Origin of the sequence: Rhodoluna sp., from assembly GCF_024641065.1 — a bacterium.
Classification (GTDB): domain Bacteria; phylum Actinomycetota; class Actinomycetes; order Actinomycetales; family Microbacteriaceae; genus Rhodoluna.
Genome location: NZ_JAHEDV010000004.1, coordinates 1 through 26,853, shown reverse-complemented (window position 1 = coordinate 26,853; position 26,853 = coordinate 1). Strand labels below are relative to the sequence as shown.

Below are 26,853 nucleotides of genomic sequence, written 5' to 3'. Positions count from 1 at the left end.
TTAGGTTGCCTCTGAGTCAAAAGGCGCAGGGTCACCCTTTTTGAGCGGTTCTGCAGCAGAAACCTTAGATTGAGCGGGCGTTGAATTGCCCGGAGCGCCAGCAGCGTTAACCGATGCAACCGCACCACCAACTGCAGTTTTCACCGGTTCAATTTCTTCGGCTAGTGCCTCACGAATAATTCGACGAGGGTCATAACGACGTGGGTCGAGCTTCTGCCAATCGAGCTCTTCGCCGATTTCATTTTCGATTTGCCCCTTGGCGCCTTCAGCCATAACTCGCAATTGCTTAATCAGCGTTGCAAGTTTTTTGGCATAGCCGGGCAGTCGGTCTGGGCCGATTACAAAAACAGCAATTAACCCCAGGATGAGGAGCTTCTCGCCGCTTAGACCAAACACCCTTTCAGATTACCGCCTCGCTACCGAGCATTGGGCAAAGTGCCGTTTATGCTTTGAGCAAGGAGAGCCCAATTGGTAGACAAAATCAGCAGCTGGAAGTTTGCAGAAGACTTCACATCAGAGCCAGAAGCGTTTAGAGACGCGCGCGTTCGAGCTGAAGAACTTGGGGTCGAATGCATCACTCCAGCAGTTGGCGCACACCTTGCCCTTTTGGTTTCGGCGCTCGGCGCCAAAGCAATTGTTGAAGCCGGAACCGGAACCGGAGTATCAGGCCTCTGGTTGCTATCAGGCGCACCCGAAGCCGTTTTGGCAACCATTGACAACGAGCCAGAAATTCAGTTTGCCGCTAAGAAATCTTTTGCTGAGGCGGGCATCCCAGCTAATCGCACTCGTGTTATCAACGGTCGCGCAATTGATGTCATGTCGAACATGGCGGATGCCGCCTATGACTTAGTTTTCTTGGATGCAGATCGCGAAACCCTTGAATCACAGTTGCACGAGGCGTCAAGGTTATTGCGCCCAGGCGGCGTGGTCGCGATTGCCCACGCTCTTTGGCGCGACCGGGTTCCTGACCCAGCAATGCGCGACGATGCCACTGCAATTTATCGAGACGTTCTGCGATTCTTTAGCAACAACGAGGCTTTTGTTTCGGCACTGTCACCGGTTGGCGATGGCCTTCTGTTGGCGAGCAAAAGAAACTAGACACCGCAAACTTTCGAGCATAAAAAAAGTCCAGTCATCACTGACTGGACTTTTTTATTGAAACTTATTTTTTGACGACCCCCGCTAGAACCTCGTGTAGGTTCTTCGCCTCTTCGTCATTCACTGAAACTACCAAGCGACCTCCGCCTTCTAGAGGTACACGAAGGATAATCAGTCCGCGAGGTTCGCGTTCTGCTTCCATTGGTCCGTCGCCGGTACGTGGCTTCATTGCTGCCATTGAGAACTCCTTGAATAACTGACCCTTTCGGGCCGAAGTTCTATTATCCCACGGTTAGCCAGTTGCGAAGCCCAGTTTCGCAGGCATAGATCTGGCTGGCCGGAACCGCCTCGTCATCGGCGTGCGCCTTGCTCGGATCACCAGGGCCATAGTTCACCGCTGGCACGCCAAGTTCACTGAAACGCGCTACGTCGGTCCAGCCGTATTTTGGCCGTGCTACCGAGTTGGTCGCAGCCACAAATGCCTTCGCTTCTTCTCGGTCAAGCCCTGGGCGAGCACCCTCGGCTAGATCGGTCACGGTCAAATCAAAGCCGGCAAAAACCTCACGCAGGTGCGCCTCGGCTTCGGCACCAGATTTGCTCGGAGCGAATCGGTAGTTCACGGTCACATTGCAAAGATCAGGAATCACATTGGTTGCGATTCCGCCGTTGATCAAAACGGCATTCAAACTCTCGCGATAAACCAGGCCATCAACTTCGACTTCAGCCGGCTGGTAGGCAGCCAAACGAGTGAGCGCCTCGGCGGTTGCGTGAATCGCGTTCTTGCCCATCCATGGTCTGGCACTGTGTGCCTTCACACCGCTAAAGGTCAGGTCAACGCGCATGGTGCCGTTGCAACCACCCTCAACCTGAGCATTGGTTGGTTCGCAAAGTACGGCAAAGTTTGCCTCAAGCAGGTCTGGGCGATTGCGTGATAGTCGGCCGAGGCCGTTCTTGGTGGCTTCAACCTCTTCGTGGTCATAGAAGATCCAGGTGACGTCAACCAGAGGCTCGGCTACGGTGGCGGCAAGTTTGAGTTGAACCGCAACACCAGCCTTCATGTCTACGGTTCCGCGACCATAAAGCACCTGTTCGCGCTCCATTGAAAGCAGTTTGACCGGCAAATTATTGGCAACCGGAACAGTGTCGATGTGGCCGGCGATTACAACGCGCGAAGAACGACCAAGATTGGTGCGGGCAACAATCGCATCGGCATCGCGAATGACTTCGAGGTGGGAATAACCACGCAGTGCAGCCTCAATCGCGTCGGCAAGTGCTTTTTCATTGCCAGAAACCGACTCAATGTCGCAAATATCGCGAGTCAGTTCAACTACATCAGCTTCTAGATTCAGGGTTACAGGCGCCATATAACGAGCCTAACTTGTAACCTTGAACCTATGACTCAAGCAGGTTTTCTAGATTCAAAAGCATGGGGCTTCGGCCTGGCAACCATTTCAAGCGATGGCAGCATCCTGGATGTTTGGTATTCAAACCCTCAGCTAGGCACAGCACCGAGCGATGCGGTTGCACCTGAGACCATCTCTTCGATGGTTGGCGAAGACGCACGTCGTCGCGTGAGCAGCAAGGTGGTTCTTACCGAGGTCGACCTAACCGCTCCGGTTGCCGACACCGCAGATGCCTATTTGCGTCTGCACCTGCTTTCAACCCTTCAGGTAAAGCCGAACACCATCAACTTGGATGGCCTGATTCCGGCACTACCAATTGTTGCTTTCACCAACGTTGGCCCAGTTGCGCTTGATGATCTTGATGAGCTTCGCCCGGCACTAACCCGCGCTGGAATAAGCGTTTATGCCATCGACAAGTTTCCGCGTTTGGTCGACTATGTGACTCCGCGCAAGGTTCGCATCGCTGACGCATCTCGGGTTCGTCTGGGTGCACACCTCAGCCCGGGCACCACAATCATGCACGAAGGTTTCGTGAACTTTAATGCCGGCACACTTGGCGTTTCTATGGTCGAAGGTCGAATCTCTCAGGGTGTTGCAGTTGGCGATGGTGCTGACATCGGTGGCGGCGCCTCAATCATGGGAACCCTTTCTGGCGGCGGAAAAGAGCGCGTTGCTATTGGCGCACGGGCACTTTTGGGCGCAAACGCCGGCGTAGGAATTTCAATCGGTGACGACTCGGTTGTAGAGGCTGGCCTCTATGTAACCGCCGGCACCAAGGTGACGATTATCGATGCTGAAGGTGAGCGCAGCGCAAAGGCAGCCGAGCTATCTGGCGTTGCAAATCTTTTGTTCCGCAGAAACTCGGTGAGCGGCCGCGTGGAGGTTTTGCCTCGCGCAGGTGTTGGCATTGTGCTGAACAGCCAACTGCACGGCTAAAGCCTCAATGCTGAATTAGCCGCGGACTGAATCCCAGCCATGCTCGGGCAGTGGCTGTAGGCCAAGCAAAACAGGCGCTGGGCCAGCAGGAATAACCACGCCAATTGGTTTGAACGTCCGTGGCAATTTTGCCTCTGGCGAGAAGGTCGCCAACAGCGAGTGGTCTTCTCCCCCGCCAATCACCCAGTCAAACTCATTTGCTTCGATTGCTCGCGCCGGCTCTTCGAGAATGGCTTCAAAGCCCTGCAACTGCAAGCGATCAATTTGAATCGAAACTCCTGATGCCTTGGCAATGCGCGCGGCATCTTTGGCCAAGCCGTCTGATAAATCGAGCATGGATGTTGCCCCGGCAATAGCGGCAGCAACTCCCTCGGCAACCGGCGGGTTTGGGCGGCGTTGTGTATTCACAACAGCGTCATAAGAGTTAATCGCGTCGGTGTTGCCACTTTGCAGAAGCGCCAAACCAGCGGCAGCGCGCCCCAGAGTGCCGGCTACGGCAACAATGTCACCAACCTGGGCTCCAGAACGCAAAACCGGTTCGCGCCCCTCTAGAGAGCCATGAGCGGCAACCGAAATCATTACCTGATTCGCAGCGGCTAGGTCTCCCCCGACAACACCGCAGCCCGGTGCAAGCTTCTGGCAAGCATCACGCAAACCGTCGGCAAAAGCTTCGAGCCAAGAAATTTCAGTGTCAGCCGGAACCGCAAGAGCAACCACCAAAGCAGTTGGCACTGCACCCATGGCGGCTACATCGGCAACGTTAGATGCCACAGCCTTCCATCCGAGGTCATAACCGGTTGACCAGTCGAGTTTGAAATCGTGGTCTTCGATCATGGTGTCGGTGGTGACCACAAAACGACCATCTGGAGCGGCAATGACAGCTGAGTCATCGCCAGGGCCTACCAGTGCGTGATCAGAGCTATTCAGGCGCGCGATAGTGCGTTTTAGGCTTTCATTTTCGCCAAGAGTGCGAATGGTTTCTGTGTGAGTCACATAACAAAGGTAGCCTGTTGGAGATGAGAATTTTTCGTGCCGTAGCAGTTGCCCTGGTTGGTTTGACTTTGGGTTTGAGCCTCAGCGCCTGCACCGCAACCGTGAATCTAGATGCCGCTGAGCTGGCCAATGACCCGACCTGCGCTGAAATCATCGTGCGCCTGCCCGAAGAAGTAGCCCTGTTGCCTATTCGCAACACGAATGCTCAAGCAACTGCCGCCTGGGGTGAACCCACCGCGGTTATTTTGCGTTGCGGTTTAGAGCCTGCTGATGTGAGCACACTGCCTTGCGTAACAGCGGGCGATGTCGACTGGCTGGTCGATGACACCCAAAAGCCGTCTTACCGATTCATTACCTTTGGCCGCAAGCCGGCAACCGAGGTGATTGTTGATTCAACAGCCGTTGCCGGTGTTAGCGCACTTGAGGCAGTAGCCGGGGCTATTCAAAACATCAAGGCAACCGAACGCTGCCTGGGTTAGTTTTTAGCTAGCGCTAAACCAATCAATTCGTCGATTAGTTCGACATATTCAAGGCCAGTTGCCTGCCACAACGAAGGAAACATCGAAAGCGGGGTGAACCCAGGCATGGTGTTGATCTCGTTTACAAAGAACCCATCGGCGGTCAAGAAAAAGTCAACTCGGGCTAGGCCTTCGCAACCAAGCGATTCAAAAGCTCGGCGCGCAATTGACTGCATTTCTTGTAATTCAGATTCGCTGAGCTTGGCCGGAATGATCAGGTCAACTGAATCTTCATCCTGGTATTTAGCCTCAAAATCATAGAAATCGCGGCCAGTAACCACAATCTCGCCAGCAACCGAAACTCGAGGGCGTGCGCCCTCTCGCCCTTCGATTACTGCACACTCAACCTCGCGACCGACCAAGCCATGCTCGACCACCAATTTGTTGTCGTGCTCAAATGCCAGGGCAACCGCTGCTGCGAATTCATCCCAGGTTTTTACTTTTGAAACACCCACCGATGAACCTGCGCGTGCAGGCTTCACAAACACTGGCAACCCGCCTAGGCCACGAACCGCCTCAAGCGAAGTCTCTGGGTCGCGCTGCCACTGGTTAGCGCGAATCACCACGTGAGGGGTTACCGGAATCTTGGCGTCTTGGAACAGCGCCTTGGTGAATTCTTTGTCCATGCCGGCGGCTGAGGCCAGAACTCCGTTGCCAACATAAGGAACACCGACTAGCTCGAGAAAGCCCTGCATGGTGCCGTCTTCGCCGAATGGGCCGTGAAGCACTGGGAACACGACGTCGATGGCACCGAGTGATGCCTTGCTGCCGTCGATTGCGATGCGGAACAACTGGCGTGAGCCATCCATGGCAAATTCAACCCGAGCACCCTCGTCGGTAACTGTGGCCAGCTCGCCCTTGCGAAGGGCCCAACGCTCAGCGTTGTCTTCGGCTGGCACAAACACACCCTGCTGGGTGATACCAACCGGAATTACCTCGTATTTGCTTCGATCAATCGCGCCCAAAACTCCGGCAGCAGTCGCGCAAGAAATAGAGTGCTCGCTCGATTTGCCGCCGAACAGAATGACAACTTTTAGCTTGGCCAAGTTATTCGCCCTTCGGGCCGTCGGTTTCGTGAGTCAGGTGCGGAGCAATGTCACGGGGTTTCATAGTGCCATCGAGCACACCTTGAACCTGCTCAACAATTGGCATTGAAACGTTCTTAGCAGCGGCCAATTGCAAAATCGGCGCAACCGAAGCGAGACCTTCGGCGGTCTGTGACATGCGCTTTTTTACCTCTTTGAGGGTGTAGCCCTTGCCCAGCATTTCGCCAGCCTTGTGATTGCGCGAAAGCGGTGATTCTGAGGTTGCTATTAGATCGCCGAGGCCGGCCAAACCGACCATGGTCTGGGCCTGCGCCCCATAGGCAACTGCGAATCGTGAAATCTCAGCGAGGCCGCGGGTCATGATCGAAGCCTTGGTGTTCTCGCCATAACCAACGCCATTAACGATGCCGATGGCAACCGCGATTAGGTTTTTGAGAATGCCACCAAACTCGGTGCCGATTACGTCGGTGTTGGTGAACGTTGTGAAATAGCTGTTGCTGGCAGCATGTGCAACGGCCGATGCAGTTTCCTGGCTTTGGCTAGCCGCAACCGAAGCGGTTGGCTGTTCTGCCGCGATTTCAAGCGAAAGGTTTGGGCCAGAAACTACGGCAATTTGAGCGGCGGCAAAGCCTGTTACCTGAGCGATTACCTCGCTCATTCGAAGGCCGGTATCTTTTTCAACCCCCTTCATCAAACTGACCAAAATTGCCTTGGATGGAAGCAGCGGGCCCCACTCCTCCAAGTTGGCACGCAGGGTCTGCGATGGAACTGAAAGGTAAACCTGCTCTGCACCTTCAAGCACCGCGGCAACATCGGTTGATGCTTTCAAATTCTGTGGCAGATTGATGCCTGGCAGGTAGTCGCCGTTGCGGTGATCGTCATTGATTTCTTCGGCAACGTCAGCGCGACGAGCCCAAAGGGTAACTTCATTTTCAGGGTTGTCAGCAAGAACTTTGGCAAAGGTGGTTCCCCAGCTACCGGCACCCATCACTGCGATTTTAGCCATGACTATTTGCCCGCTTTCTTGAAGTTTCCTGAAGTGGTTTGACCTGCCTTGATTGGGTCCCAAAGATCAGCCGGAGCCTTCTCGCCGCGAAGCTTTTCGACCAAAGCTGTAATCTCGCGCATCACCAAATCGGTGGCTTCGTTCACCTCAGCCGGGGTTAGCTGCTTCTTGCGATATTTATCCAGGTTGATTTCATCGCCAACCAAAATCTGCACCGGCTTCCAGAAGCCAGGGCGAAACTTGCTGCCATACTGCGGCAAAACTTTTTCGCTGCCCCACTGAGCCATCGGGTAAACCGGCACATTGGTCTCAATAGCTAGGCGAACCGCACCGGTCTTGCCACGCATCGGCCAAAGGTCTGGGTGGCGGGTGAGAGTGCCCTCCGGAAAAATCGCAATCGAGTGACCGGCATCTAAGTATGAATTTGCAGCGCGCATCGGTGCATCGTTGCGGTGACCCGAGCGATAGACCGGAATCTGGCCAGCGGCTAGCAAAATGCGGCCAATCACTGGGATGCGAAACAAACTCTCTTTAGCCAAGAAATGCGGAGCACGACGAAGCACGCGATAAACGAAATAAGCAACGGCAAGTGCATCAACGTTGGTTACGTGGTTTGCCACCAAAATGTAGGCACCCTGCTTCGGAAGCTTTTCGACGCCCTTAGCTTCAAGGCGAAACAGCCCGCGCACAATCGGAATCAGAATCGATGCAATCAGCGCAAGAGTGAAGTGACGTTCCGAAGAGCTGATCTTCGGCATTGGCAATTCTTTTTTTGGCTTGGCCATGATGACTATTCGGTGTAGCTAAAGTCTGCGCCGAGGGCTTCGAGCTTCTTCAAGAAGTGCTCGTAACCACGTGAAATTAGCTGAACATTGGTGACGTTCGAGGTGCCCTTTGCGGCCAGTGCAGCAACCATGTGGCTGAAACCTCCGCGAAGGTCAGGCACACGGATGTCTGCTGCGTGCAACGGTGTTGGGCCCGAAATAACTGCCGAGTGGTTGAAGTTGCGCTGACCAAAACGACAAGCTGTGCCACCGAGACACTCGCGATAAATCTGAATCTGAGCGCCCATCTGAACCAAGGCGTCGGTGAAACCAAAGCGGTTTTCATACACGGTTTCGTGAATGATCGACAGGCCCTTTGCCTGAGTCAAGGCAACCACCAAAGGCTGTTGCCAGTCAGTCATAAAACCTGGGTGAACGTCGGTCTCGAGCACTACCGGGCGAAGCTCGCCACCAGGGTGATAAAAACGAATGCCGTCATCTTCGATCTCAAAAGCGCCGCCAACTTTGCGGAACACGTTCAAGAAGGCCATCATCTCTTGCTGACGCGCGCCACCAACAAAGATGTCACCGTTGGTTGCCAGTGCGGCACAGGCCCAAGATGCAGCCTCGTTGCGGTCAAATAATGCGCGGTGGGTGTAGCCACGAAGTTCTTTTACGCCTTCGATGCGAATGACGCGGTCGGTGTCAACCGAGATGATCGCACCCATCTTCTGCAAGATGGCGATTAGGTCCATGATTTCTGGCTCGATTGCTGCGCCAGAAAGCTCGGTGATTCCCTCAGCACGAGTTGCGGTTAGCAATACCTGCTCGGTTGCGCCAACCGATGGGTAAGGGAGAGCAATTTTTGCGCCCTTCAAACCCTTTGGGGCCGAAAGTCGAGTGCCGTTTTCAAGCTCTTCGATAACTGCACCAAAATTGCGCAGCACCTCAAAGTGATAGTCGATTGGGCGGTCGCCAATGTGGCAGCCACCAAGACCGGGGATGAAAGCCTCGCCCAAACGGTGAAGCAGCGGGCCACAGAACAAAATTGGAATACGTGATGAACCAGCGTGCGCATCGATGTCAACCATGCGAGCCGAGGCAACATTGCTCGGGTCAAGAGTCATCACGCCGTCTTCAGAGTGGGTAATTGCCACACCGTGAAGCTGAAGCAGTCTTGAAACGATGTCTACGTCGCTGATGAACGGAACATCCTTGAGAACGCTCTCGGTCTCACCCAGCAGTGCAGCAACCATGGCTTTGGTAACAAGGTTTTTTGCACCCTTGACGTCAACGCGGCCAAGAAGTGGCTTGCCACCATTTACGGTGATCTGGCTCATCTGATTCCTTAGTGCTTCGCTGGAAGGGTTTTTGGCATCCAAGCTGGTCGCTTGGCTTCAAAATCGGTAATCGCCTGCTCGTCACGAAGGGTCAGACCGATGTCATCCAAGCCTTCTAGCAAACGCCATTTAGTGTATTCGTCGATGTCGAAGTGAACCGATAGCTCACCAATCGTGGCGGTCTGCTCGATTAGATTCACGGTGATTTCGGCACCCGGGTTTGCCTCAAGCGCAGCCCAAAGTTTCTCAGTGTCCTCTTCAGAAATCTCGCCAGCGACCAAGCCCTGCTTGCCAGAGTTTCCGCGAAAGATGTCAGCAAACTTGCTAGAGAAAACAGCTTTGAAGCCATAGTCGCGAAGAGCCCAAACCGCGTGTTCGCGGCTCGAACCGGTTCCAAAATCTGGGCCAGCAACCAAAACCTGGCCTGCCTTATAAGGCTCCTGGTTCAGCACAAACTCAGGGTCGTTGCGCCAAGCCGAGAACAGCGCGTCTTCGAAGCCAGTCTTGGTGATTCGCTTCAAATAAACCGCAGGGATGATCTGGTCGGTGTCTACGTTGCTGCGACGAAGAGGTACGCCAACGCCGGTGAAAATTTCAAACTTTTCCATTAGTTGGCTCCTGCGTTCTGCTCAAGTAGGTCAGCTGGGCTAGAAAGGGTTCCGCGAATAGCAGTAGCTGCGGCAACCAGCGGTGAAACCAAGTGGGTGCGAGCACCCTTGCCCTGGCGGCCCTCAAAGTTTCGGTTTGAGGTTGAAGCTGCACGCTCACCCGGTGCCAACTGGTCTGGGTTCATACCCAAACACATTGAACAACCGGCAAAACGCCACTCGGCTCCAAAGTCTTTGAAGATCTTGTCTAGACCTTCGGCTTCAGCTTGCAAGCGCACTCGAGCAGAACCTGGCACAACCATAAAGCGAACGCCCTCGGCCTTTTTCTGGCCCTCGATGATCGCTGCTGCAGCACGCAAGTCTTCAATGCGGCTGTTGGTGCAAGAGCCCAAGAAAACGGTGTTCACCGCAATTTCTTTCATTGGGGTGCCGGCTTTTAGATCCATGTATTCAAGGGCGCGCAGTGCAGCAGCCTTCTCATTTGGGTCTGAAATGTCGTCAGGGTTTGGAACGTTTTCGTTCAAGCTAACGCCTTGGCCCGGGTTGGTTCCCCAGGTGACAAATGGGTCAAGCGTGTTGGCATCCAAGAAAACCTCGGTGTCAAACTTGGCGCCCTCATCGGTAGGCAGAGTGTTCCAGTAAGCAACCGCTGCATCCCAGTCAGCACCAATCGGTGCGTGTGGGCGACCCTCGAGGTAGTCATAGGTGATCTGGTCAGGCGCGACCATACCGGCACGGGCTCCAGCCTCAATAGACATGTTGCAAATCGTCATGCGGGCTTCCATTGAAAGCGCACGGATAGCACTGCCGCGGTATTCAAGCACATAGCCCTGGCCGCCACCGGTGCCAATTTTGGCAATAACCGCAAGGATGATGTCCTTGGCTGTAACACCTGGGCGAAGGGTGCCCTCGACATTGATTGCCATGGTCTTGAAAGGCTTTAGTGGCAAGGTTTGGGTGGCAAGCACGTGCTCAACCTCGCTGGTGCCGATGCCCATGGCCAAGGCGCCAAAAGCACCGTGGGTTGAAGTGTGTGAGTCGCCACAAACAACGGTTAGGCCAGGCATGGTCAAACCAAGCTGCGGGCCAACCACGTGAACAATGCCCTGCTCGGCATCACCGAGCGAGTGAATTCGAACACCAAACTCGGCAGCGTTGTGACGAAGGGCCTCAATCTGCGTGCGGCTAACCGGGTCGGCAATTGGCTTGTCGATATCCCAGGTTGGGGTGTTGTGGTCTTCGGTTGCAATGGTCAGATCGGTGCGGCGAACTGGGCGACCAGCCAAACGCAAACCGTCAAAAGCCTGTGGACTGGTTACCTCGTGCACCAAGTGCAGGTCGATGTAGAGCAGGTCTGGAGAGCCGTCTTTGCCCTTGACCACCAAGTGGTCGTTCCATACCTTCTCAGCCAAAGTCAATGGCTTATTTGTCATGCAAACACCTCAAAACGTTTAGGTCTCAAGTTTACCTTTAGGCTGAGAGGATGCGCCCTTCAGAGCTGGATATTCTTCAGCGTAAAACCGTCAAAGTACTAACCTCTGGGCAGATTTTGGGTGGGTTTGGGCTTGGTTCAACCCTTTCAATTGGCTCACTGCTAGCCGCCGAACTTTCAGGGTCTGAGGCTTGGGCTGGTTCTGCCGCTACCTTCAGCACCTTGGGCGCAGCAACCTGGGCCATACCCCTCGCAAGATTGGCTTTTGCCAAGGGCAGAAGGGTTTCGCTAGCCACCGGTGCTGCATTGGCCATTTCGGGTGCAATGTTAGTCATCACAGCGGCCGCAATTCACTTTTTTCCGTTACTGCTGGTGGCGTTATTCTTGCTCGGCGGTGGGTCAGCGGTTGGCCTCCAAGCTAGATTTGCCGCTACTGATATTCCAACCGAAGGTTCAAAAGCTCGCGATTTGTCGATTGTGGTCTGGGCAACCACCATTGGCGCGGTAATTGGTCCAAACATGTTTGGACCTGGAGAAATTGTTGGCCACGCACTCGGCTTGCCAACCCTTACCGGGCCGTTTTTGTTCACCATCATGGCTCAACTGGGTGCAACCACGGTTTTCTGGTTTGGTTTGAGACCAGACCCCCTACTTGTTGCGAAATCACAACAGGTTGAAATCAAAGGCATCAAACCCAAGGTTTCATTTGCCTCGGCGATTGCGACCCTCAAGGCCTATCCATTGGCAGCCTTCGCCGTTATGTCGATTGCGTTGAGCCACATGGTGATGGTTTCGGTAATGGCCATGACACCGATACACATGAAGAGCATGGGCTATGACCTAGTGGTGGTTGGCTTCACCATCAGCCTTCACATTGCCGGAATGTATGCCTTCAGCCCAATATTCGGTTGGTTCGCTGACAAATTTGGGCGCATGCGCACCATCTTGCTCGGCCAGTTAATTTATGTCGCAGCCCTTGCCTTTGCCGGTTTTGGTGCCGATGATCGCTTCTTGGTTACACTCGGTTTGTTCTTGCTGGGCCTGGGATGGTCGGCATCTACGGTTGGCGGTTCAGCACTTCTAACCGAAACCCTGCCACCGCTTGAGAAGACCAATGTTCAAGGCCTGAGTGACTCTTCTATGAACCTGGCCGGAGCCTTCGGTGGAGGGGTTGCCGGAAGCATCCTTGCGGTATTTGCCTTTGTGGGTGTGAATGCCGCGGCCTTGATACCGGTGGTTTTGATTGTGTTGGCGGCAACCTTCGGCAAACTCAAAGCGCCTACCGCCCTTTAGTGCTGGCAAGTTAAGAAAAAACTCCCTCCCGAGAGCAAGTCATCGAGAGGGAGAATTCGTGATCCCAAGGGGATTTGAACCCCTGCTGCCGCCGTGAGAGGGCGGTGTCCTAGGCCGCTAAACGATGGGACCGTTTTGTGCAACCTGACAATTATGCCATAAGTGAGCCTGCTTCGCCACTTGGCCTATTGACCTACTTTGGCGCGAAAACTCGCAACGCTTGAGGCGCAATTTCTGCCGATATTGGCGAATAGCCTCTCGCCTCGCCATCTGAAAACGCTGGCATGTTGCCCGACTCTATAGAAACTTTTTTGGCACGGATAATTTCAACAGCCGGGTGACTCACGTGCTCGCCGGTGTAAACCTTTGGGAACACCTTGATTAGCTCGAGCCGGCTGATTTTGTGCACGATGAAAACATCGAGCCAACCGTCATCGACTTTGGCGTCTGGGGTAACCAGCATGCCTCCACCGAAGGCCTTTGAATTGTTTACCGAGCACAGCATGGCGTCGAATTCTCGCGCCACCCCGTCGATCACAGCACGGTAGTGAATGGGCTTGAACTTTGCCAGCTCGGCGAGCATAGCTAACTTGTAGCGGCTTGGGCCTTTGGGCCATTTCCAGCGGTTTGCAGTTTGGTTTACCAAAGCGTCGAAACCGGCCGAGATGGTGCAGAAATACCAAAACGACTGATTGCGGGTCTGTGCCTTGCCCAGGTCAACAATTCGCGGGTTATCCAAGGATGAAATCACCTGGCAGGCAGCAGCCTCAGCATCGCCGACCACTAAATCTAGTGAGCGCGCTGCATCATTACCGGTGCCAGACGGAATTATTCCTAGAGGCACATCGGTTTGGGCACAAAGATTCACACCGAGATTCACAGTGCCATCGCCGCCCACCACCACAAGCCCGTCAATCAAATGCTCTTTGATTGCGCGTGTGCCATTGGCCTCAGCCTCAGCTCGGCTGGTGCCTGACAAATCGATGATTTCAGCTTGCTTGGCGAGTTGCTTATTCGCAACACAACCATCAATTCTGCCCTGCCCGTTACCTGCGGTTGGGTTGACGATGAGCCCGATGCGTTTCACTAGCGACCCAACCCTTTGGCTCGAGCAGCAACCAACAACGAAGGCACTAGCCCTAGGGCAGCGGCAATTACTGCCAGTGCGGCGCTAAACGCAAATGCGCTGAATGCCCCGAGAAGGGCAAGAGAAATCAACCCGGTTGCCACCGCCCAAGCAAAAGACCAGAAAATGCGACGACTAGTTTTTTGAGCAAGACGCACTGTGTGAGCAATTGCAAGAGGGTCAAGCGAAAGCAGCTGAAGACCAAAGTTCGACACCGTTTCGTCACCAACTGCGATGGGCACCTGGGCTTCTGCCAGCGCAGCGGCATCATTTTGAGCGTCACCAACCACGGCAACAATCGAGCCGTCAGCCTTCAATTTTTGAATTGTTGCCGGGCGCTGAAGCGGCGAAAGTTCTGAATGCACCTCAACGATGCCCAGTTGCGAGGCGATCCAGTCAGCAACACCCTTGGCATCGCCGGTTAGCAGAGCAACACGATTGCGGTTAGCGTGCAGTTGATAAACCGCAGATTTGGCCGAAGCCCTCAAGGCGTCACCAAGCTCGAAATAGCCCAGAATTTCACTGTTTCGCAGCACAAAAACCACGGTGTTCCCTTTTTGGTTGGCAGCATCTGCCCTCACCAAGTCAGACACATGGATGTCGATGTTTCTGGCGGTAAGCAGAGCGGCCGAGCCAATGCTCAGGTTGTCGCCCTCGATGATTCCGGTTACACCCTGGCCAGGAATTGCCCTAAAGTCGAGAACTTCGGGCAAGTCGAGCTTGCGCATTGAAGCCTCGAGCACAATGCGGCTGGCAACCGAGTGCTTGGCATGAGATTCAAGACCAGCGGCCAGTGCCAGCAGCTGATCTACCGAAGTCAACGAAGAACCAACTGCCAAATAGGCACCTTCAAAAGTTCGCTCGGCCGTAGTCAGGGTTCCGGTCTTTTCAAAAGCAACAACGTCGGCTTTGGCTAAGAGTGCGAATGCCGCGCGATCGTGCACCAGCACGCCCTCGCGGTTGGCTTTTTGAACTGCTGCAGCGATGCTCAACGGAATAATTTGAGCCAAACTCTCAGGGGCAAAAATTAGCAGCACCGCAGCGGCAAGGGCAAGAATTTGACTAAGCGAAAACGCAGGGGCCAAGCCCCATAGAACCGCAGCAATTCCTGCCAAGATCAACAAGCCGAGGGCTACAAATTTGGCAATGTGCGATGCGCCAATCTGCCCCGGAGAAATCTGAGATTCAACTCGATCAAGAATTTCTAGGTGCATGCCCAGCTTGGTTTGAGAACCAACTCCGGTTACTCGAATCTTGAGAACGCCTTGCCCAAGAGGTAGCTCACCCTTCGTGAGCGCCCCGGCTACAACACTGTCGCCGGCCTCTTTATAAACAAACTTGGCAACGCCGTCTATGGCCGACTCATCGACATCGTTTGAGCCTTCAACCACAACACCGTCAACAGCTATTCGCTGACCAGGCTTGACCACGATCAAATCACCGTGTTGCAGATTCGCAACAAAAACTACTTCTTCGAGCTGATCATCGCCTTCGCCAACCAAGCGAACGGCTTGCTGAGGCAATAATTTGCGCAACTGACCACGAACTTGGGTCACCTGATAAATCTGACGAGCAGTCAACCAGTTGAACAAGAGCGCTAAGGTGATTGCCGCGGATGCCTGCCACCAAGCAGCTAGCCCAGATTCAACAGCGGTAGCCAACAACAGCAAAATTGCCAGCGAGACCAAGCCGTGTGAGGCAATTAGCCCATCGCGAATTTCACGAACCGCACGAATAAAAAACACTCGCCCTGAAATCAGAATGCACAAGCCAAACAGAGCGGGCGAGGCGATTTCTGCCAATGCCGGCACACCATAATCAACACCGATCAAGGCTTGAAAAAACGCACTCAGCACCACGCCGGCCAGAGTCAGACCAAGGGCAACAAAAAAGTTGTTGCGATAAACCCGCGGCTGCAAAGTTAGCGCTGGCGTAACGCCTGGCGCTAGGGCCTGCAGGTGCTGGTGGGCTGGCTGATTCTGATTCACCTCCAAATCTTATGCCGAGCCGAACAATACTTGGCACAATGAGAGCATGCAGATCACCAAATTCGAACACGCTTGCCTAGTGCTTGAGCAAGACGGCGAAAAACTAATCATCGACCCTGGCTTCTACACCCGCGACATGGCTGGTTTCAAGAATGTTCGAGCCGTTGTCATTACCCACATGCACGACGATCACTGCTTCGAAGCCCAACTCGATCGCATCAGCGCAGAGAATGCATCCTTGGTTATTTATGGCACCGATGAAGTTCGCGCTCGCCTAGCCTCCTCACGCCCAAACCTCAAGGTAATCGCAGTGCACCACGGAGACTTTTTTAATGAAGGCTCATTCACCATTGAATTCTTTGGCGATTTGCACGCCGAAATTCACCGATCAATTGCGTTGCTGCAAAACTGCGGCGTAATGATCAACGACAAGTTGTATTACCCAGGAGATAGCTACACCCAACCCGACCGCCCAGTTGAACTGCTGGCCTGCCCAGCATCGGCGCCATGGTTGAAGATTGGCGACGTAATCGATTTTGTTGATGCCATCAAACCGAAGCGCAGTTTTGCAACTCACAACTCGCTGCTGAGCGAAAACGGGCACGCACTAAATAACGGTCGAATTCAGGCGATTACCGAAGCCGGCGGCGGCAGTTTTGAATACTTGCAGCCAGGTGAATCTACTCAGGTTTGAGGCAATTAGCCTAGGGCCACGATCACCGAGCAAACCACGCTTAGCAAAAGCACCGGAACCCACATCTGACGTTCTTTTTTGCTTTTTGAAATGCCATTCATCAATAGACCCAAAGCCATGAACCCGACCAAAACCCAGTTGGCTATGGTGTTCAAGCTTGGCTCTAGCAGCGGCTTCAAAATGCCGCTTTGCGCCAAATAGTGGCCACCGATTGCCGCATAGACCAGAAGATTCACCGCGCTGGCGATTCGCAGGCGCTTAGGCAGAACAGCCTCATTTTGGCCACCCCAGGCATACTCACCCATCGGCGCACCAAGCGCTAGAGCCAGCTGAAACATAGCCACGCAAACTTGAATTCCGACCAAAATTAGGGCTGAGATTTGAAGAGCAGTCATGCTTCGAGTTTAAAGAAAAATGACCCTTCTCGTTGAGAGAAGAGCCATTTTCTAAAGCTGGGGTACCTGGACTCGAACCAAGAACAAAGGTACCAGAAACCTCCGTGTTGCCAATTACACCATACCCCAGAGTATGAAACCGAGCCGAGGCTCGACTTCCAATCTTAGCCTTTTTAGGCGATGCGAGCAAACGCGCTCAAACGCGCGATGGTTTCAGATTTTCCGAGAATTTCCATCGATTCAAACAGCGGTGGAGAGATTCGGCGACCCGAAATTGCAGTACGCAGTGGGCCAAAAGCAACACGAGGTTTTAGGCCCAAGCCATCAATCAGGGCAGCTTGAAGAGCAGCCTGAATAGCCTCAGTTTTGAAGGCGCTTTCATCCATGGATTCAAGCGCAGCCACACCAGCGTTTAGAACTTCAACGGTGTTTTCTGGCAGGCCAGCCTTGGCATCTTCTTCAACCACAATCTGGTCGGCAGTCTTGAACAAGAAGCTGATCAGGTCAGGAGCCTCGCTAAGCACCACTAGGCGCTCTTGAATCAGCGGAGCAACCGCGGTCAAGATGCTCTCTTCAGCCGCCGATAGTTCGGCTCCGACGATTCCAGCGCTCTGAAGGTAAGGCATCAGGCGTGACTTGAAGTCATTTACATCAAGGCGTCGAATGTGTGCCGAGTTGATTGCATCGGCCTTTTTCTGATCGAAGCGGGCCGGGTTTGGGTTTACGTTGGTGACGTCGAAGGCGGCAGCAAGTTCATCCATGGTGAAAATGTCTTGGTCAGCGCTAAGACCCCAACCCAACAGGGCTAGATAGTTGAGCAGACCCTCTGGAATAAATCCGCGGTCACGGTGGTGAAAGAGGTTTGCCTCAGGGTCGCGCTTCGAAAGCTTCTTGGTTCCTTCACCCATCACATAAGGCAGGTGACCGAACTGCGGAATGAACTTGGTTACGCCAGCCTCATAAAGTGCGTTGTAGAGGGCAATTTGGCGACCGGTTGAAGAAAGCAAGTCTTCACCGCGAAGCACATGGGTGACACCCATCAGGGCATCATCAACCGGGTTAACCAGTGTGTAAAGCGGCTGGCCGTTAGGGCGAACCACAACAAAGTCAGGGAACGAACCGGCCGGAAAAGTAATTTCGCCACGAACTAGGTCGTTGAAGGTGATGTCTACATCTGGCACTCGCAAACGCAAAGCAGGGCTGCGGCCCTCGGCGCGATAAGCAGCCTTAGACTCTTCGCTCAGCTCACGCTCTGAGTTGTCATAGCCGAGCTGAACTGCACGGCCGTTTGCTTTGTTGCGCTCATCAAGCTCTTCGCCAGTGAGGTAGCTTTCATAAATGTGACCTGATGCCTTCAGCTTCTCGATCACATCAAGATAAACGTGGCTGCGCTCGCTTTGGCGATAAGGCTCGGCCGGGCCACCAACGTTAACGCCTTCATCCCAGTTCAAACCAAGCCAGTTGAGGGCATCGAGAATCATCTCAAAAGACTCTTCGCTGTCGCGCTCGGCATCGGTGTCTTCAATGCGGAACAAGAATGAACCGCCGGTGTGACGGGCATAGGCCCAGTTGAAAAGTGCGGTGCGAATCAAACCAACGTGCGGCAAACCAGTCGGTGAAGGGCAAAAACGAACCTTAACATCAGGGCCGGTTGCGTCGGTAAAAGGTGCTGTGATGACTGAAGACATAATGCCTCAAGTCTAAATGACTGGGTTCAGCAGAGTTCCGATGCCTTCGATCTCGCACTCAACAATCTCGCCGCTTCGAATTTGCGCAATGCCAGCCGGGGTGCCGGTGAGAATCACATCGCCGGGCAAGAGAGTCATGTTGTGGCTCACAAAAGAGATGATTTTAGGAACATCGTGAAGCATCAAATCAATCGAGGCTGACTGCTTGGTTTCGCCATCAATGCGGCTCTCGAGCAGTTGGCCGTCGGGCACAAAATCGGTTTCGATCCATGGGCCAAGCGGGCAAAAACTGTCGAAAGCTTTTGACCTAGCCCACTGGTCATCGCTGAACTGCAAATCGCGCGCGGTGACGTCGTTGGCGATGGTGAAGCCCCAAACATAGTCGAGGGCGTCTTCTTCGCTCACGTTTTTTGCTAATTGGCCAATCACAACGGTTAGCTCAACTTCAAGCTCAATGCGGTCACTCTGAACCGGAATAACAATCGGGTCGCCAGGGCCAACAATCGAGCTTGACGGCTTGAAGAAAATGGTTGGGTCACCGTTTAGTTCGAGGCCCAATTCGCTTGCGTGATCGGCATAGTTTTTGCCAACGCAAACCACCTTGGATGGAATGGTGGGCGCAAGCAACTTGACCTCTTTGAGCGGCACTCGCTGCCCAGTGGTTTCGTAACCGCTAACCAGAGGGTGACCAGCAAGTACAACAAGCTCTGGGCCGTCGAGAACACCAAACTTTGGTTCACCATTGAGGCTAAAGCGCGCTACGCGCATGTTGCACTGCTTTCTGTTGAGCCGGTTAGTCGGCTAGCTTTACCATCCAGCCGTGGCGGTCAGCGACCGTTCCATACTGAATTCCGGTTAGCTCGGCACGAAGGCTGGCGGTTAGCTGGCCCGGCTCGGTCTCGGCTGAACCAATGGTTTCTTCGCGAGACTTGAACTGGCCAATTGGGGTAATAACTGCAGCGGTTCCGCAGGCAAAAACCTCAACGATTTCGCCAGAGTTGATGCCGGTGCGAACTTCATCCAAGGTGATTTTGCGCTCTTCAACCGCAAGGCCGCGGTCTTTGATTAGCTGAACCACAGAAGCACGAGTGATGCCGTGAAGAATGGTGCCGTCTAGTGCCGGGGTAACCACGTGGCCATCTTTATAGACGAAGAACAGGTTCATGCCACCAAGCTCTTCGATGTAGGTTGCCGACTCGGCGTCGAGGAACATCACCTGTGAACAGCCGTTTTCATAGCCTTCGGTCTGAGCCAAAAGAGACGCGGCGTAGTTTCCGCCGGTCTTAGCCTCACCGGTTCCGTGGCGTCCAGCTCGAGCTGAATCAAGGGCGATCCAGATTGAAACAGGCTTTAGGCCACCGGTGAAATATGGGCCAACCGGTGATGCAATCACGCGATATTCGGCGCGGTGCGCTGCTCGCACACCCAAGAAGTTTTCAGCAGCGATCTCAAACGGGCGAATGTATAGCGTCTTCTCATCAACCGGCTGTGGAACCCAGGCTCCGTCAACAGCAATCAACTGGCGAAGCGACTCAACAAAAAGCTCAACCGGCAATTCCGGCAAGGCCATGCGGTGAGCTGATTTCTGCAGACGCGCACCATTTGCCTCTGGGCGGAATGTCCAGATTGAACCGTCAGCGTGACGATAAGCCTTGATGCCCTCGAAGATCTCTTGGCCATAGTGCAAAACCGCAGCAGAAGGGTCCATCATGATTGGGCCATAAGGAATGACCTCAGCACTGTGCCAACCCTTGTCTTTCTCCCAAACGATTACTACCTGGTGGTCGGTTAGTTTGGCACCAAAAACCGGTGCAGCAAGGATAGCCTCGCGCTCAGCCTCCGGGGTCGGGTTAGGGTTGCGAGTTACTGCAAACTTTAGATCAGCCATGATCTGCTACTTTCTTGAGTCTTTGGTTTAGAGAAGAGCAAAAATGCTCTCAGCTACCTCAGTGGTTGAACGCTTCTGGTCGCCGCGAGTTGCGAGGTCGGCCGCAACGGCTTTTTCAATTCGCGCAGCCGCCACCGGGTGGTTTAGGTGACTTAGCAGCAGTGCAGCCGAGAGAATGGCTGCGGTTGGGTCGGCAAGGTTTTTGCCAGCAATATCTGGGGCTGAACCGTGAACCGGCTCAAACATGCTTGGGAACTCGCCGGTCGGGTTAATGTTGCCCGATGCGCCGAGACCGATTCCGCCGCCGATTGCAGCGGCTAGGTCGGTGATGATGTCGCCAAACAGGTTGTCGGTAACAATCACATCGAAGCGCTGTGGGTCGGTGACCATAAAAATGGTTGCGGCATCAATGTGAAGGTAGTCGTGGGTGATGCCAGGAAACTCTTCGGCAACCTTATTAACGGTGCGCTGCCACAACCAACCGGCGTGAACCAAAACGTTGTGCTTGTGAACCAGGGTGACCTTTTTGCGATCGCGGGTCTGCGCAAGCTCGAAGGCATAGCGAACCAAACGCTCAACACCATATGCGGTGTTCACTGAAACCTCATTGGCCACCTCGGCCGGGGTGCCAACTCGAATAGCGCCACCGTTGCCAACATAAGGCCCCTCGGTGCCCTCGCGAACAACAACAAAATCAACCTCGCCAGGCTTAGCCAATGGGCTAACCACACCCGGATACAACTTGGTTGGGCGCAGGTTTACAAAGTGATCAAAAGAGAAACGAAGCTTCAAAAGCAGCTGGCGCTCGAGCACACCAGATGGAACCTTTGGGTCTCCAATTGCACCGAGCAAAATTGCGTCGTTCTGCTTAAGTGAATGCATGTCGGCATCGGTGAGGGTTTCACCATTTGCCAAATAGCGGCGCGCGCCAAGATCAAACTCGGTGGTTTTAAAGCTCACGCCAGAGTCAGCAGTTGCACGAGTCATAGCCTCAAGTGCAATTTTGGTTACTTCTGGCCCAATGCCATCGCCGCCGATAACGGCAATCTTGTATTCACGCGTCAATTGATGCTCCCAGGGATGTTTATGTTCCTGAGTTTACTCTCTTTGACCGATGGTTTAGAGGTGCTTGGCCCGAAGGACCAAGGTGGTTGAAGGCTTCAAACCCTCGCGAGTCTGAATTTGCCCCTCGCGGTTTTCAAGCACTTCAATCTGAACCGGTTGTGATTCTAAAAACTCGCGAACTTCACTGGCAGTTGGCAAAATGTTTAGGTCTTGAGGGCCGCCGAAACCTTCTGTAAGGTTTTCGCGCGCGTGCCAGACACCAAGCAGGTATCCCCCGGGTTTGATGTTCTCAATTAAAGTGTCGAGAGCATCAAACAGGTCCTCATTTGAAACCTGAAGATAAGCAATTAGACCTACATCAACCGGGGTTAGCACCGATTCAAAACCAGTTGCGTCAGCAACGTGAGCAAAATATTTATCGGCAACTCCGCGCTCCTCGGCCAAAGCCAATGCCTTGGTTAGTGCTGCTCGCGAGAAGTCGATGATTTCAGCCTGCCAACCGTGTTCGGCAAACCAAACTGAGTTTCGGCCTTCGCCACCAGCAAGGTCAATCATTTTGCCCACTGGTCGGTTGGCAATGATCTCGGTACCGAACTCTTTGACGAAGCGGTTTACATCTTTGGTATAGATGTATTCATCGACTTCGAACTTTTTGTTCCAATATTCTGCATCGAGCATTGACTATTGCCTCTCGTTTAGAAAACGATTGGCAAGCCGGTTGACGCTGCTGCGTCGTCAAGCCCACCTGCGTTCGTTAGAGTGCCGGTGAAACCCAAAGTCTTCATAAGCTCAATTGCCTGGCCAGCGCGGTTGCCCGAGCGGCAATAGATGACATAGTTGGCTGCCTTGTCGAGCTTCTCGATTTCGGTTGCGAAATCTGGGCCCTGCCAGTCGATTAGTAGTGCGCCCTCTAGATAACCGTCTGCGGTTTCTGCCGGGGTGCGAACGTCAATTACTGCTGATACTGATGCCATGTCGATTGATCCTTGATTGCTGCAAGCCGAAAGTGAGAAAGTAGCGAATAGCGCTACTGCAAGGGTAGCCACTAGCTTGAAAAAATTCTTCTTCATTGCAAAACCTCTCGAAAAAAAGTTATCGTTTGTTATACCCCCTAGGGTATGCTAAAACTATAGCAGCAAAGTTAAAGGAGCAACGAATGCAAATTGAACCTGCAGAACTAAAAAAGGCCCGCGACCGACTTGTTCGTGTTCAGGGCCAAATCGGCGGCATTGTGAAAATGCTGGATGAAGGTCGCGACTGCACTGAGCTGCTAACACAACTTTCAGCCGCGAGCACCGCCCTGACCCGAGCAGGCTTCACCATCATCTCAACCGGCATGGCCAAGTGCGGCAATGACCCCGAGGGCACCGCAAACCGAGAAACTCTCGAAAAAGCTTTCATGTCTCTGGCTTAGCCAAACTCAACCCCAAAGGATCTCTCATGGGCCTATTCGGCAACTTGTTCAAAAAGAAATACGAAACTGTTTCACCAGCAAAGGCAAAAGAACTTCAGAATGCTGGTGCGCTGCTGATTGATGTGCGCGAAAACCACGAATACAAATCGGGGCATGCAGCCGGCGCTAAGCATATTGCCCTCGGTTCAATCTCAAACCGCCTGCGCGATCTGCCGATCGAACGCGAGATTCTGGTGATTTGCCAGAGTGGCGCGCGTTCAGCTCAGGCAGCCAATTTTCTGGCAGGCAAAGGCTACAAAGTAATCAATGTTTCTGGCGGCACCAACGGCTGGCGCAACGCTGGCCTCACCATCTCTAAGTAAAACGAAAGGTTAGTTCACCTTGAAGATCATCATTATTGGCGGAGTTGCTGGCGGAATGTCAGCAGCTACCCGTTTGCGTCGACTCAAAGAAGACGCCGAAATTGTGGTCTATGAAATGGGCGAGCACGTCAGCTATGCCAACTGCGGCCTTCCATATTTCGTTAGTGATGTCATCGCCAAGCGAGAACTTCTTTTGTTGCAAACCCCAGAATCGCTTTGGGCCAGATTCCGCATCGATGTGCGCGTGAACAACATGGTGACTTCGATCAACAAAGATGCCAAAACCGTCACCGTGCTCAACTTTGCCACTGGCGAAACCAAAACCGACAGCTATGACAAATTGATCATCTCTACCGGTGCCAAGCCACGAAAGCTCGACATACCCGGAATTGAGCGGGCCATGGTGCTGCGCAACGTTCTTGACGCCGACGAGGTCAAGTCTGCCGCCCAGGCAAATCTTGGCAAGCACGCGGTAATTCTCGGCGCTGGATTCATTGGCATTGAACTGGCCGAAAACCTTCAGCACATGGGCATCAGCACAACGATTGTTCAGCGTTCAACGACCGTCTTGAGCCAATTTGATGCAGAGGTTATTGAGCCCCTGCAGGCCAGACTGGTTGCTAACGGAGTAAAGCTCGAGCTTGGCAATGAGCCAGTTGAGATCACTGCCGACGAGGTTGTCTTGGCTAACGGCAAGCGCCTGCCCGCCGAGTTGGTGTTCTCTGCAGCTGGTGTTGCACCAGATAACGCACTTGCTCGAGAAGCTGGGCTAAAAATCGGCACAACCGGCGGCCTTTGGGTAGACGAGCAACAGCGAACCAGCGACCCGAACATCTATGCCGCAGGTGATGCCGTTGAGAAGAACGGTCAATTAACCGGTGAGCACATCTTGGTGCCACTGGCCAACTTGGCAAACCGTCATGGCCGCTTGGTTGCTGACGCAATTGCCGGCATCGAAACCAAAGCCCACCCAGCAGTTGCAACAGCAATCATCGGTGCATTTGGTTTCACAGCTGCAGTCACTGGTCTAACCGAGAAAGCAGCCATCAAAGCTGGAATCAAACACCAGGTGATTCACCTACACCCAAGCAACCACGCAGGCTATTACCCAGGCTCAAAGCGCGTTTCACTCAAGTTATTGTTCGACCCTGAAACGGGCAAAATTCTCGGCGGTCAGGCCACCGGTGAAGACGGCGTAGATAAGCGCATCGACGTGATTGCGACCGCTATTTATGCAGGCCTAAACATTGATGACCTTATGGATCTTGAACTTGCCTATGCCCCACAATTTGGTTCGGCTAAAGACGCGATTAACCAGGCCGGTTATGTTGGCAACAACGTAATCACCGGCAACACCCCAAGCATTCAGTGGCATGAGTTGACCTCGGCTATGGCAAATGGGGCTCAACTAATCGACGTGCGAACCAAAGCCGAACACAGTGCGGCGAGCATTCCCGGAGCCATCAACATAGACGTGAACGACCTTCGCGAGCACCTAGCCGAGGTTCAAGACCACGACGTGATTGTTCACTGTGCTGTTGGCCAGCGCGGTCACACCGCAGTTCAGATTCTTAAAGGTCGTGGTAAGCAGGTGCGCAATCTCGATGGCGGCTTCATCACTTGGCAAGCGGGCATGGATGCGCTTGAGCGCGCTGGGCGCTAATCAGTGCAAGACTGATTTGCAGCCCAAATCACTGAAACCAAAATGCCAAAAATTTAAGGAAGCCAATAAAAATCCATTGTTGATCTTTTAGCGCTAACTGCCCGAGCTCAACTTTGGACGGAATTTTCAGCTCATCGCAGGCTTTGGATATCGCTTGAAAAGCCTCATCCATTTGTGCTGCCGTAAGAGTGGGTTGATCTTTTTGAATATGGGGATAATTCGAATCGGCAACAAGCAAAAAGATCGGCAACTCGGCATATTTTCTGGTGACGCTAGCCCTGGCCCGGGCCAATTTTCTCCTTGGCAGACCCCGAGTCGACAACAATTTCTTGAGTATTTTCAAATGTCTTGGACGACATTGGTCAAGCGTCAGAATGTCTGCCTCTGAATACCAATGCCAGATAACCGTTCCGAACGGAGTGGTGGGCTCTTTTGCAGGAATTTCCTCGTCTTTGTCATCGAAACTGAGCCTTAGGGCGTCGTCGATCTGATGACGCCACCAATTCAAATCCCTAAACCAATAGCCAAATGAGGCGAAAAGTACCAGCGACGCACAGTATGCGATTCCGAGGGACTTTTCGGTGTTGAGAACCATAATCAGGGTCGCTATAGCAACAACGACGCATAGGATTGCGCGCGATCTGAGCATAAAAGCCATAGGCACAGCTGCTGCAGCTGCCCAGCCTAGAATTCCAAGAAACAAAAATATGTCCAAGCGCCCCCCTTTCAAACCGGCTAACAAAGCCACTGGCTTTCGAGCGGTAACTTGAATCTTAATCCCAGCCCATGGTCAAAGGGATCATTTGCAACCCATATTTAGTAAAGCATGACTGCGAAAATTTACCAGGCGCTGAACCAGGCCAAGTGAACACCGAATGGTAAGTCCCTATTACAAAAATCAACACAATCCATCAATCACGCTCCAGATTCTGGCCGTTATCCTCATCGAGACTTCCTAACAAAGAGTAACCAGCACAGCACGAATCCTAAAAGCATTGCGACAAATGAAACGCCAAAGAGAACCAAAAACTCGTTCCGCGGCAACGCCAAGAACGTGATAAAAACAAAAACTGCGTATACCATCCCCCACCAGAGGCGACTTTTTCCTGGCATGATGCCAAAAATAAATCCGCCCACAACGGTCATAATTAGAGCTTCACCTGGCATCGGCCCACCTGTTTCTCGCATGTTGCGCGTAATGAATGGTAACGCCAACTGAGCCCGACGTCGCAGCGCTCAATACCGCCTTAGTCGCTGCCTTAGGTAGGGAAAGCTTTCCAGAACTAGGTCGATATCCAGGAATCTTTGCGAGTTGTTTCCATGCTGGTAGTTTCATAGGCCCCGCGATAGCACCAGCAATCGCATAGTCTGCAACAGTTTTTTGTGCTCGCGCGCCAGTCTGCTTCTTGTCGGCGACATGGCCTACACCTTGCACGACCCCTCCAACCGCGCCAGAAACTACTAACGCCAGTAGACAACCCGCACCGAGAGTAACTCCGCAGAAGAGCGATGCAGCGCCAACAGCAATCACCATACCCACGGCCAACCCAGCAGCCTCAAACCAACCAAGCAGCCCGCTGAAGTCGTTTTTATTCACCGGATCATTCGGATACCCATACGGTGTCTCATTACCACCAGAAACCGCATCAACACTAGAGAACTGATTAGTAACCGGGTTATAAACCCTCACACCCATCAACATCAAACCAGAGGCAGTTGTAGCCCTCTGCATCTGACCATAAGCCCCATAACCCAACAAACCAGACTTAGAAACAACACCCTCAGCATTACCAAATGCATCAAAAGTTGACCAACCAGAAACAGTTTTAGAACCCAAATCAAAACTAGTAACCGTATTGCCCCGCACATCAGATAACTGAACACTGGCAGAAACTAAACCAGAAACCTCTTTAGTAAACACCCGCAAACCAGAACCCAAAGAAGCACTGTAAATCTCTGTCACAGCATCAACCCCACCTGTTTGAGTAACCCAAGCAGGATTATCAGAACCATCACTGTAATGAGATGTAGAAACCACACCAGAAGAAGACTCAGAAACACGACGACCCAAAGCGTCATACATGTAAGAAGTAGTAGAGCTGCCCTGTGCCATGAAACTCACCTGATCATTGA

Annotated in this window: 29 protein-coding genes and 2 tRNA genes; 8 read left to right on the top strand and 23 right to left on the bottom strand. The window is 53.2% G+C overall.

The features are described 5' to 3' along the window. On the bottom strand, positions 1–396 hold the full coding sequence (locus Q0L26_RS04075; protein WP_296647767.1) for a Sec-independent protein translocase TatB: 396 nt from the start codon (positions 394–396) through the stop codon (positions 1–3). 72 nt (positions 397–468) lie between these two features. On the opposite strand from Q0L26_RS04075, the gene Q0L26_RS04070 reads away from it, so the two are divergent. Next, a complete protein-coding gene (locus tag Q0L26_RS04070) occupies positions 469–1,098 on the top strand; it encodes an O-methyltransferase (protein ID WP_296647764.1) in 630 nt (209 codons plus the stop codon). A 64-nt stretch (positions 1,099–1,162) separates the two neighbouring features. On the opposite strand, the gene Q0L26_RS04065 is transcribed toward Q0L26_RS04070, so the two are convergent. Both Q0L26_RS04065 and dapE read right to left on the bottom strand, forming a co-directional pair. Further along, positions 1,163–1,336: a DUF3117 domain-containing protein gene (locus tag Q0L26_RS04065; RefSeq protein WP_296647762.1), complete on the bottom strand. Its 174-nt coding sequence runs from the start codon at positions 1,334–1,336 to the stop codon at positions 1,163–1,165. A 43-nt stretch (positions 1,337–1,379) separates the two neighbouring features. Then, on the bottom strand, positions 1,380–2,462 hold the full coding sequence (gene dapE / locus Q0L26_RS04060) for a succinyl-diaminopimelate desuccinylase (protein WP_296647760.1): 1,083 nt from the start codon (positions 2,460–2,462) through the stop codon (positions 1,380–1,382). A gap of 30 nt (positions 2,463–2,492) precedes the next feature. Between dapE and dapD the strand changes: the two genes are divergently transcribed. Beyond that, complete coding sequence (dapD, locus tag Q0L26_RS04055; protein WP_296647757.1) at positions 2,493–3,437, top strand: 2,3,4,5-tetrahydropyridine-2,6-dicarboxylate N-succinyltransferase; 945 nt, start codon at positions 2,493–2,495, stop codon at positions 3,435–3,437. A 15-nt stretch (positions 3,438–3,452) separates the two neighbouring features. Here the strand turns inward: dapD and Q0L26_RS04050 are convergent, their stop codons facing one another. After that, on the bottom strand, positions 3,453–4,430 hold the full coding sequence (locus Q0L26_RS04050; RefSeq protein WP_296647754.1) for a thiamine-phosphate kinase: 978 nt from the start codon (positions 4,428–4,430) through the stop codon (positions 3,453–3,455). 23 nt (positions 4,431–4,453) lie between these two features. Here Q0L26_RS04050 and Q0L26_RS04045 point away from each other — a divergent pair, with 23 nt between their 5' ends. Continuing rightward, positions 4,454–4,909 (top strand): DUF3515 family protein, encoded by a 456-nt coding sequence (locus Q0L26_RS04045; RefSeq protein WP_296647753.1) that lies wholly within the window; start codon positions 4,454–4,456, stop codon positions 4,907–4,909. Here the strand turns inward: Q0L26_RS04045 and Q0L26_RS04040 are convergent. The 6 genes from Q0L26_RS04040 to leuC are packed head-to-tail and all read right to left on the bottom strand — an operon-like array spanning position 4,906 to position 11,145. Continuing rightward, a complete protein-coding gene (locus Q0L26_RS04040) occupies positions 4,906–5,994 on the bottom strand; it encodes a D-alanine--D-alanine ligase family protein (RefSeq protein WP_296647751.1) in 1,089 nt (362 codons plus the stop codon). The two genes, Q0L26_RS04045 and Q0L26_RS04040, sit on opposite strands and share 4 nt — an antisense overlap. A 1-nt stretch (position 5,995) precedes the next feature. After that, the gene (locus Q0L26_RS04035) at positions 5,996–7,000 is read right to left on the bottom strand and encodes an NAD(P)H-dependent glycerol-3-phosphate dehydrogenase (RefSeq protein ID WP_296647748.1); all 1,005 of its coding nucleotides are present in this window, start codon (positions 6,998–7,000) and stop codon (positions 5,996–5,998) included. A 2-nt stretch (positions 7,001–7,002) separates the two neighbouring features. Next, positions 7,003–7,758 (bottom strand): lysophospholipid acyltransferase family protein, encoded by a 756-nt coding sequence (locus Q0L26_RS04030; protein ID WP_296647745.1) that lies wholly within the window; start codon positions 7,756–7,758, stop codon positions 7,003–7,005. Positions 7,759–7,790: 32 nt separating this feature from the next. Then, positions 7,791–9,104 carry a UDP-N-acetylglucosamine 1-carboxyvinyltransferase gene (gene murA, locus Q0L26_RS04025; protein WP_296647743.1) on the bottom strand — a complete coding sequence of 438 codons (1,314 nt, stop codon included), beginning with the start codon at positions 9,102–9,104 and terminating at the stop codon, positions 7,791–7,793. A gap of 8 nt (positions 9,105–9,112) precedes the next feature. Next, positions 9,113–9,712 (bottom strand): 3-isopropylmalate dehydratase small subunit, encoded by a 600-nt coding sequence (gene leuD / locus Q0L26_RS04020; RefSeq protein WP_296647741.1) that lies wholly within the window; start codon positions 9,710–9,712, stop codon positions 9,113–9,115. Continuing rightward, on the bottom strand, positions 9,712–11,145 hold the full coding sequence (leuC, locus tag Q0L26_RS04015; protein ID WP_296647738.1) for a 3-isopropylmalate dehydratase large subunit: 1,434 nt from the start codon (positions 11,143–11,145) through the stop codon (positions 9,712–9,714). The genes leuD and leuC overlap by 1 nt, the downstream gene beginning before the upstream one ends. A gap of 50 nt (positions 11,146–11,195) precedes the next feature. Between leuC and Q0L26_RS04010 the strand changes: the two genes are divergently transcribed. Beyond that, positions 11,196–12,437: an MFS transporter gene (locus Q0L26_RS04010; protein ID WP_296647735.1), complete on the top strand. Its 1,242-nt coding sequence runs from the start codon at positions 11,196–11,198 to the stop codon at positions 12,435–12,437. Between the two features lie 59 nt (positions 12,438–12,496). On the opposite strand, the gene Q0L26_RS04005 is transcribed toward Q0L26_RS04010, so the two are convergent. The 3 genes from Q0L26_RS04005 to Q0L26_RS03995 form a co-directional block, all read right to left on the bottom strand. Continuing rightward, positions 12,497–12,569: transfer RNA gene (locus Q0L26_RS04005), tRNA-Glu, on the bottom strand. 61 nt (positions 12,570–12,630) lie between these two features. Beyond that, complete coding sequence (locus Q0L26_RS04000; RefSeq protein ID WP_296647728.1) at positions 12,631–13,524, bottom strand: YegS/Rv2252/BmrU family lipid kinase; 894 nt, start codon at positions 13,522–13,524, stop codon at positions 12,631–12,633. Continuing rightward, positions 13,524–15,551 (bottom strand): HAD-IC family P-type ATPase, encoded by a 2,028-nt coding sequence (locus Q0L26_RS03995; protein WP_296647726.1) that lies wholly within the window; start codon positions 15,549–15,551, stop codon positions 13,524–13,526. Before Q0L26_RS03995 ends, Q0L26_RS04000 begins: the two co-directional genes overlap by 1 nt. 46 nt (positions 15,552–15,597) lie before the next feature. On the opposite strand from Q0L26_RS03995, the gene Q0L26_RS03990 reads away from it, so the two are divergent. Beyond that, positions 15,598–16,245: an MBL fold metallo-hydrolase gene (locus Q0L26_RS03990; protein WP_296647723.1), complete on the top strand. Its 648-nt coding sequence runs from the start codon at positions 15,598–15,600 to the stop codon at positions 16,243–16,245. A gap of 5 nt (positions 16,246–16,250) precedes the next feature. Here Q0L26_RS03990 and Q0L26_RS03985 read toward each other — a convergent pair whose 3' ends face one another. From Q0L26_RS03985 to Q0L26_RS03950, 8 genes are all read right to left on the bottom strand, one after another. Continuing rightward, a complete protein-coding gene (locus Q0L26_RS03985) occupies positions 16,251–16,640 on the bottom strand; it encodes a hypothetical protein (protein ID WP_296647722.1) in 390 nt (129 codons plus the stop codon). Between the two features lie 57 nt (positions 16,641–16,697). After that, positions 16,698–16,769: transfer RNA gene (locus tag Q0L26_RS03980), tRNA-Gln, on the bottom strand. 44 nt (positions 16,770–16,813) lie between these two features. After that, complete coding sequence (gltX, locus tag Q0L26_RS03975) at positions 16,814–18,328, bottom strand: glutamate--tRNA ligase (protein WP_296647719.1); 1,515 nt, start codon at positions 18,326–18,328, stop codon at positions 16,814–16,816. Positions 18,329–18,340: 12 nt separating this feature from the next. Further along, positions 18,341–19,096, bottom strand: a complete 756-nt coding sequence (locus Q0L26_RS03970; protein WP_296647717.1) for a fumarylacetoacetate hydrolase family protein — start codon at positions 19,094–19,096, stop codon at positions 18,341–18,343. Positions 19,097–19,121: 25 nt separating this feature from the next. Further along, the gene (locus Q0L26_RS03965) at positions 19,122–20,216 is read right to left on the bottom strand and encodes a branched-chain amino acid aminotransferase (RefSeq protein WP_296647715.1); all 1,095 of its coding nucleotides are present in this window, start codon (positions 20,214–20,216) and stop codon (positions 19,122–19,124) included. Between the two features lie 27 nt (positions 20,217–20,243). After that, positions 20,244–21,281 (bottom strand): 3-isopropylmalate dehydrogenase, encoded by a 1,038-nt coding sequence (locus Q0L26_RS03960; RefSeq protein WP_296647713.1) that lies wholly within the window; start codon positions 21,279–21,281, stop codon positions 20,244–20,246. 54 nt (positions 21,282–21,335) lie between these two features. Further along, the gene (locus Q0L26_RS03955; protein ID WP_296647710.1) at positions 21,336–21,959 is read right to left on the bottom strand and encodes a methyltransferase domain-containing protein; all 624 of its coding nucleotides are present in this window, start codon (positions 21,957–21,959) and stop codon (positions 21,336–21,338) included. Positions 21,960–21,976: 17 nt separating this feature from the next. Next, positions 21,977–22,351, bottom strand: coding sequence for a rhodanese-like domain-containing protein (locus tag Q0L26_RS03950; protein ID WP_296647708.1), 375 nt, complete (start codon positions 22,349–22,351; stop codon positions 21,977–21,979). An 86-nt stretch (positions 22,352–22,437) separates the two neighbouring features. Here Q0L26_RS03950 and Q0L26_RS03945 point away from each other — a divergent pair, with 86 nt between their 5' ends. Genes Q0L26_RS03945 through Q0L26_RS03935 form a run of 3 tightly spaced genes read left to right on the top strand, consistent with a single transcriptional unit; the run spans position 22,438 to position 24,720 of the window. Continuing rightward, the gene (locus tag Q0L26_RS03945) at positions 22,438–22,695 is read left to right on the top strand and encodes a metal-sensitive transcriptional regulator (protein ID WP_296647706.1); all 258 of its coding nucleotides are present in this window, start codon (positions 22,438–22,440) and stop codon (positions 22,693–22,695) included. Between the two features lie 26 nt (positions 22,696–22,721). Then, the gene (locus Q0L26_RS03940) at positions 22,722–23,057 is read left to right on the top strand and encodes a rhodanese-like domain-containing protein (protein ID WP_296647704.1); all 336 of its coding nucleotides are present in this window, start codon (positions 22,722–22,724) and stop codon (positions 23,055–23,057) included. Between the two features lie 19 nt (positions 23,058–23,076). Further along, complete coding sequence (locus Q0L26_RS03935; RefSeq protein ID WP_296647702.1) at positions 23,077–24,720, top strand: FAD-dependent oxidoreductase; 1,644 nt, start codon at positions 23,077–23,079, stop codon at positions 24,718–24,720. 28 nt (positions 24,721–24,748) lie between these two features. Here Q0L26_RS03935 and Q0L26_RS03930 read toward each other — a convergent pair whose 3' ends face one another. Both Q0L26_RS03930 and Q0L26_RS03925 read right to left on the bottom strand, forming a co-directional pair. Continuing rightward, positions 24,749–25,435, bottom strand: coding sequence for a hypothetical protein (locus Q0L26_RS03930; protein ID WP_296647700.1), 687 nt, complete (start codon positions 25,433–25,435; stop codon positions 24,749–24,751). 441 nt (positions 25,436–25,876) lie between these two features. Further along, on the bottom strand, positions 25,877–26,853 hold a 977-nt coding region (locus tag Q0L26_RS03925; protein WP_296647698.1), incomplete at its 5' end, for a hypothetical protein.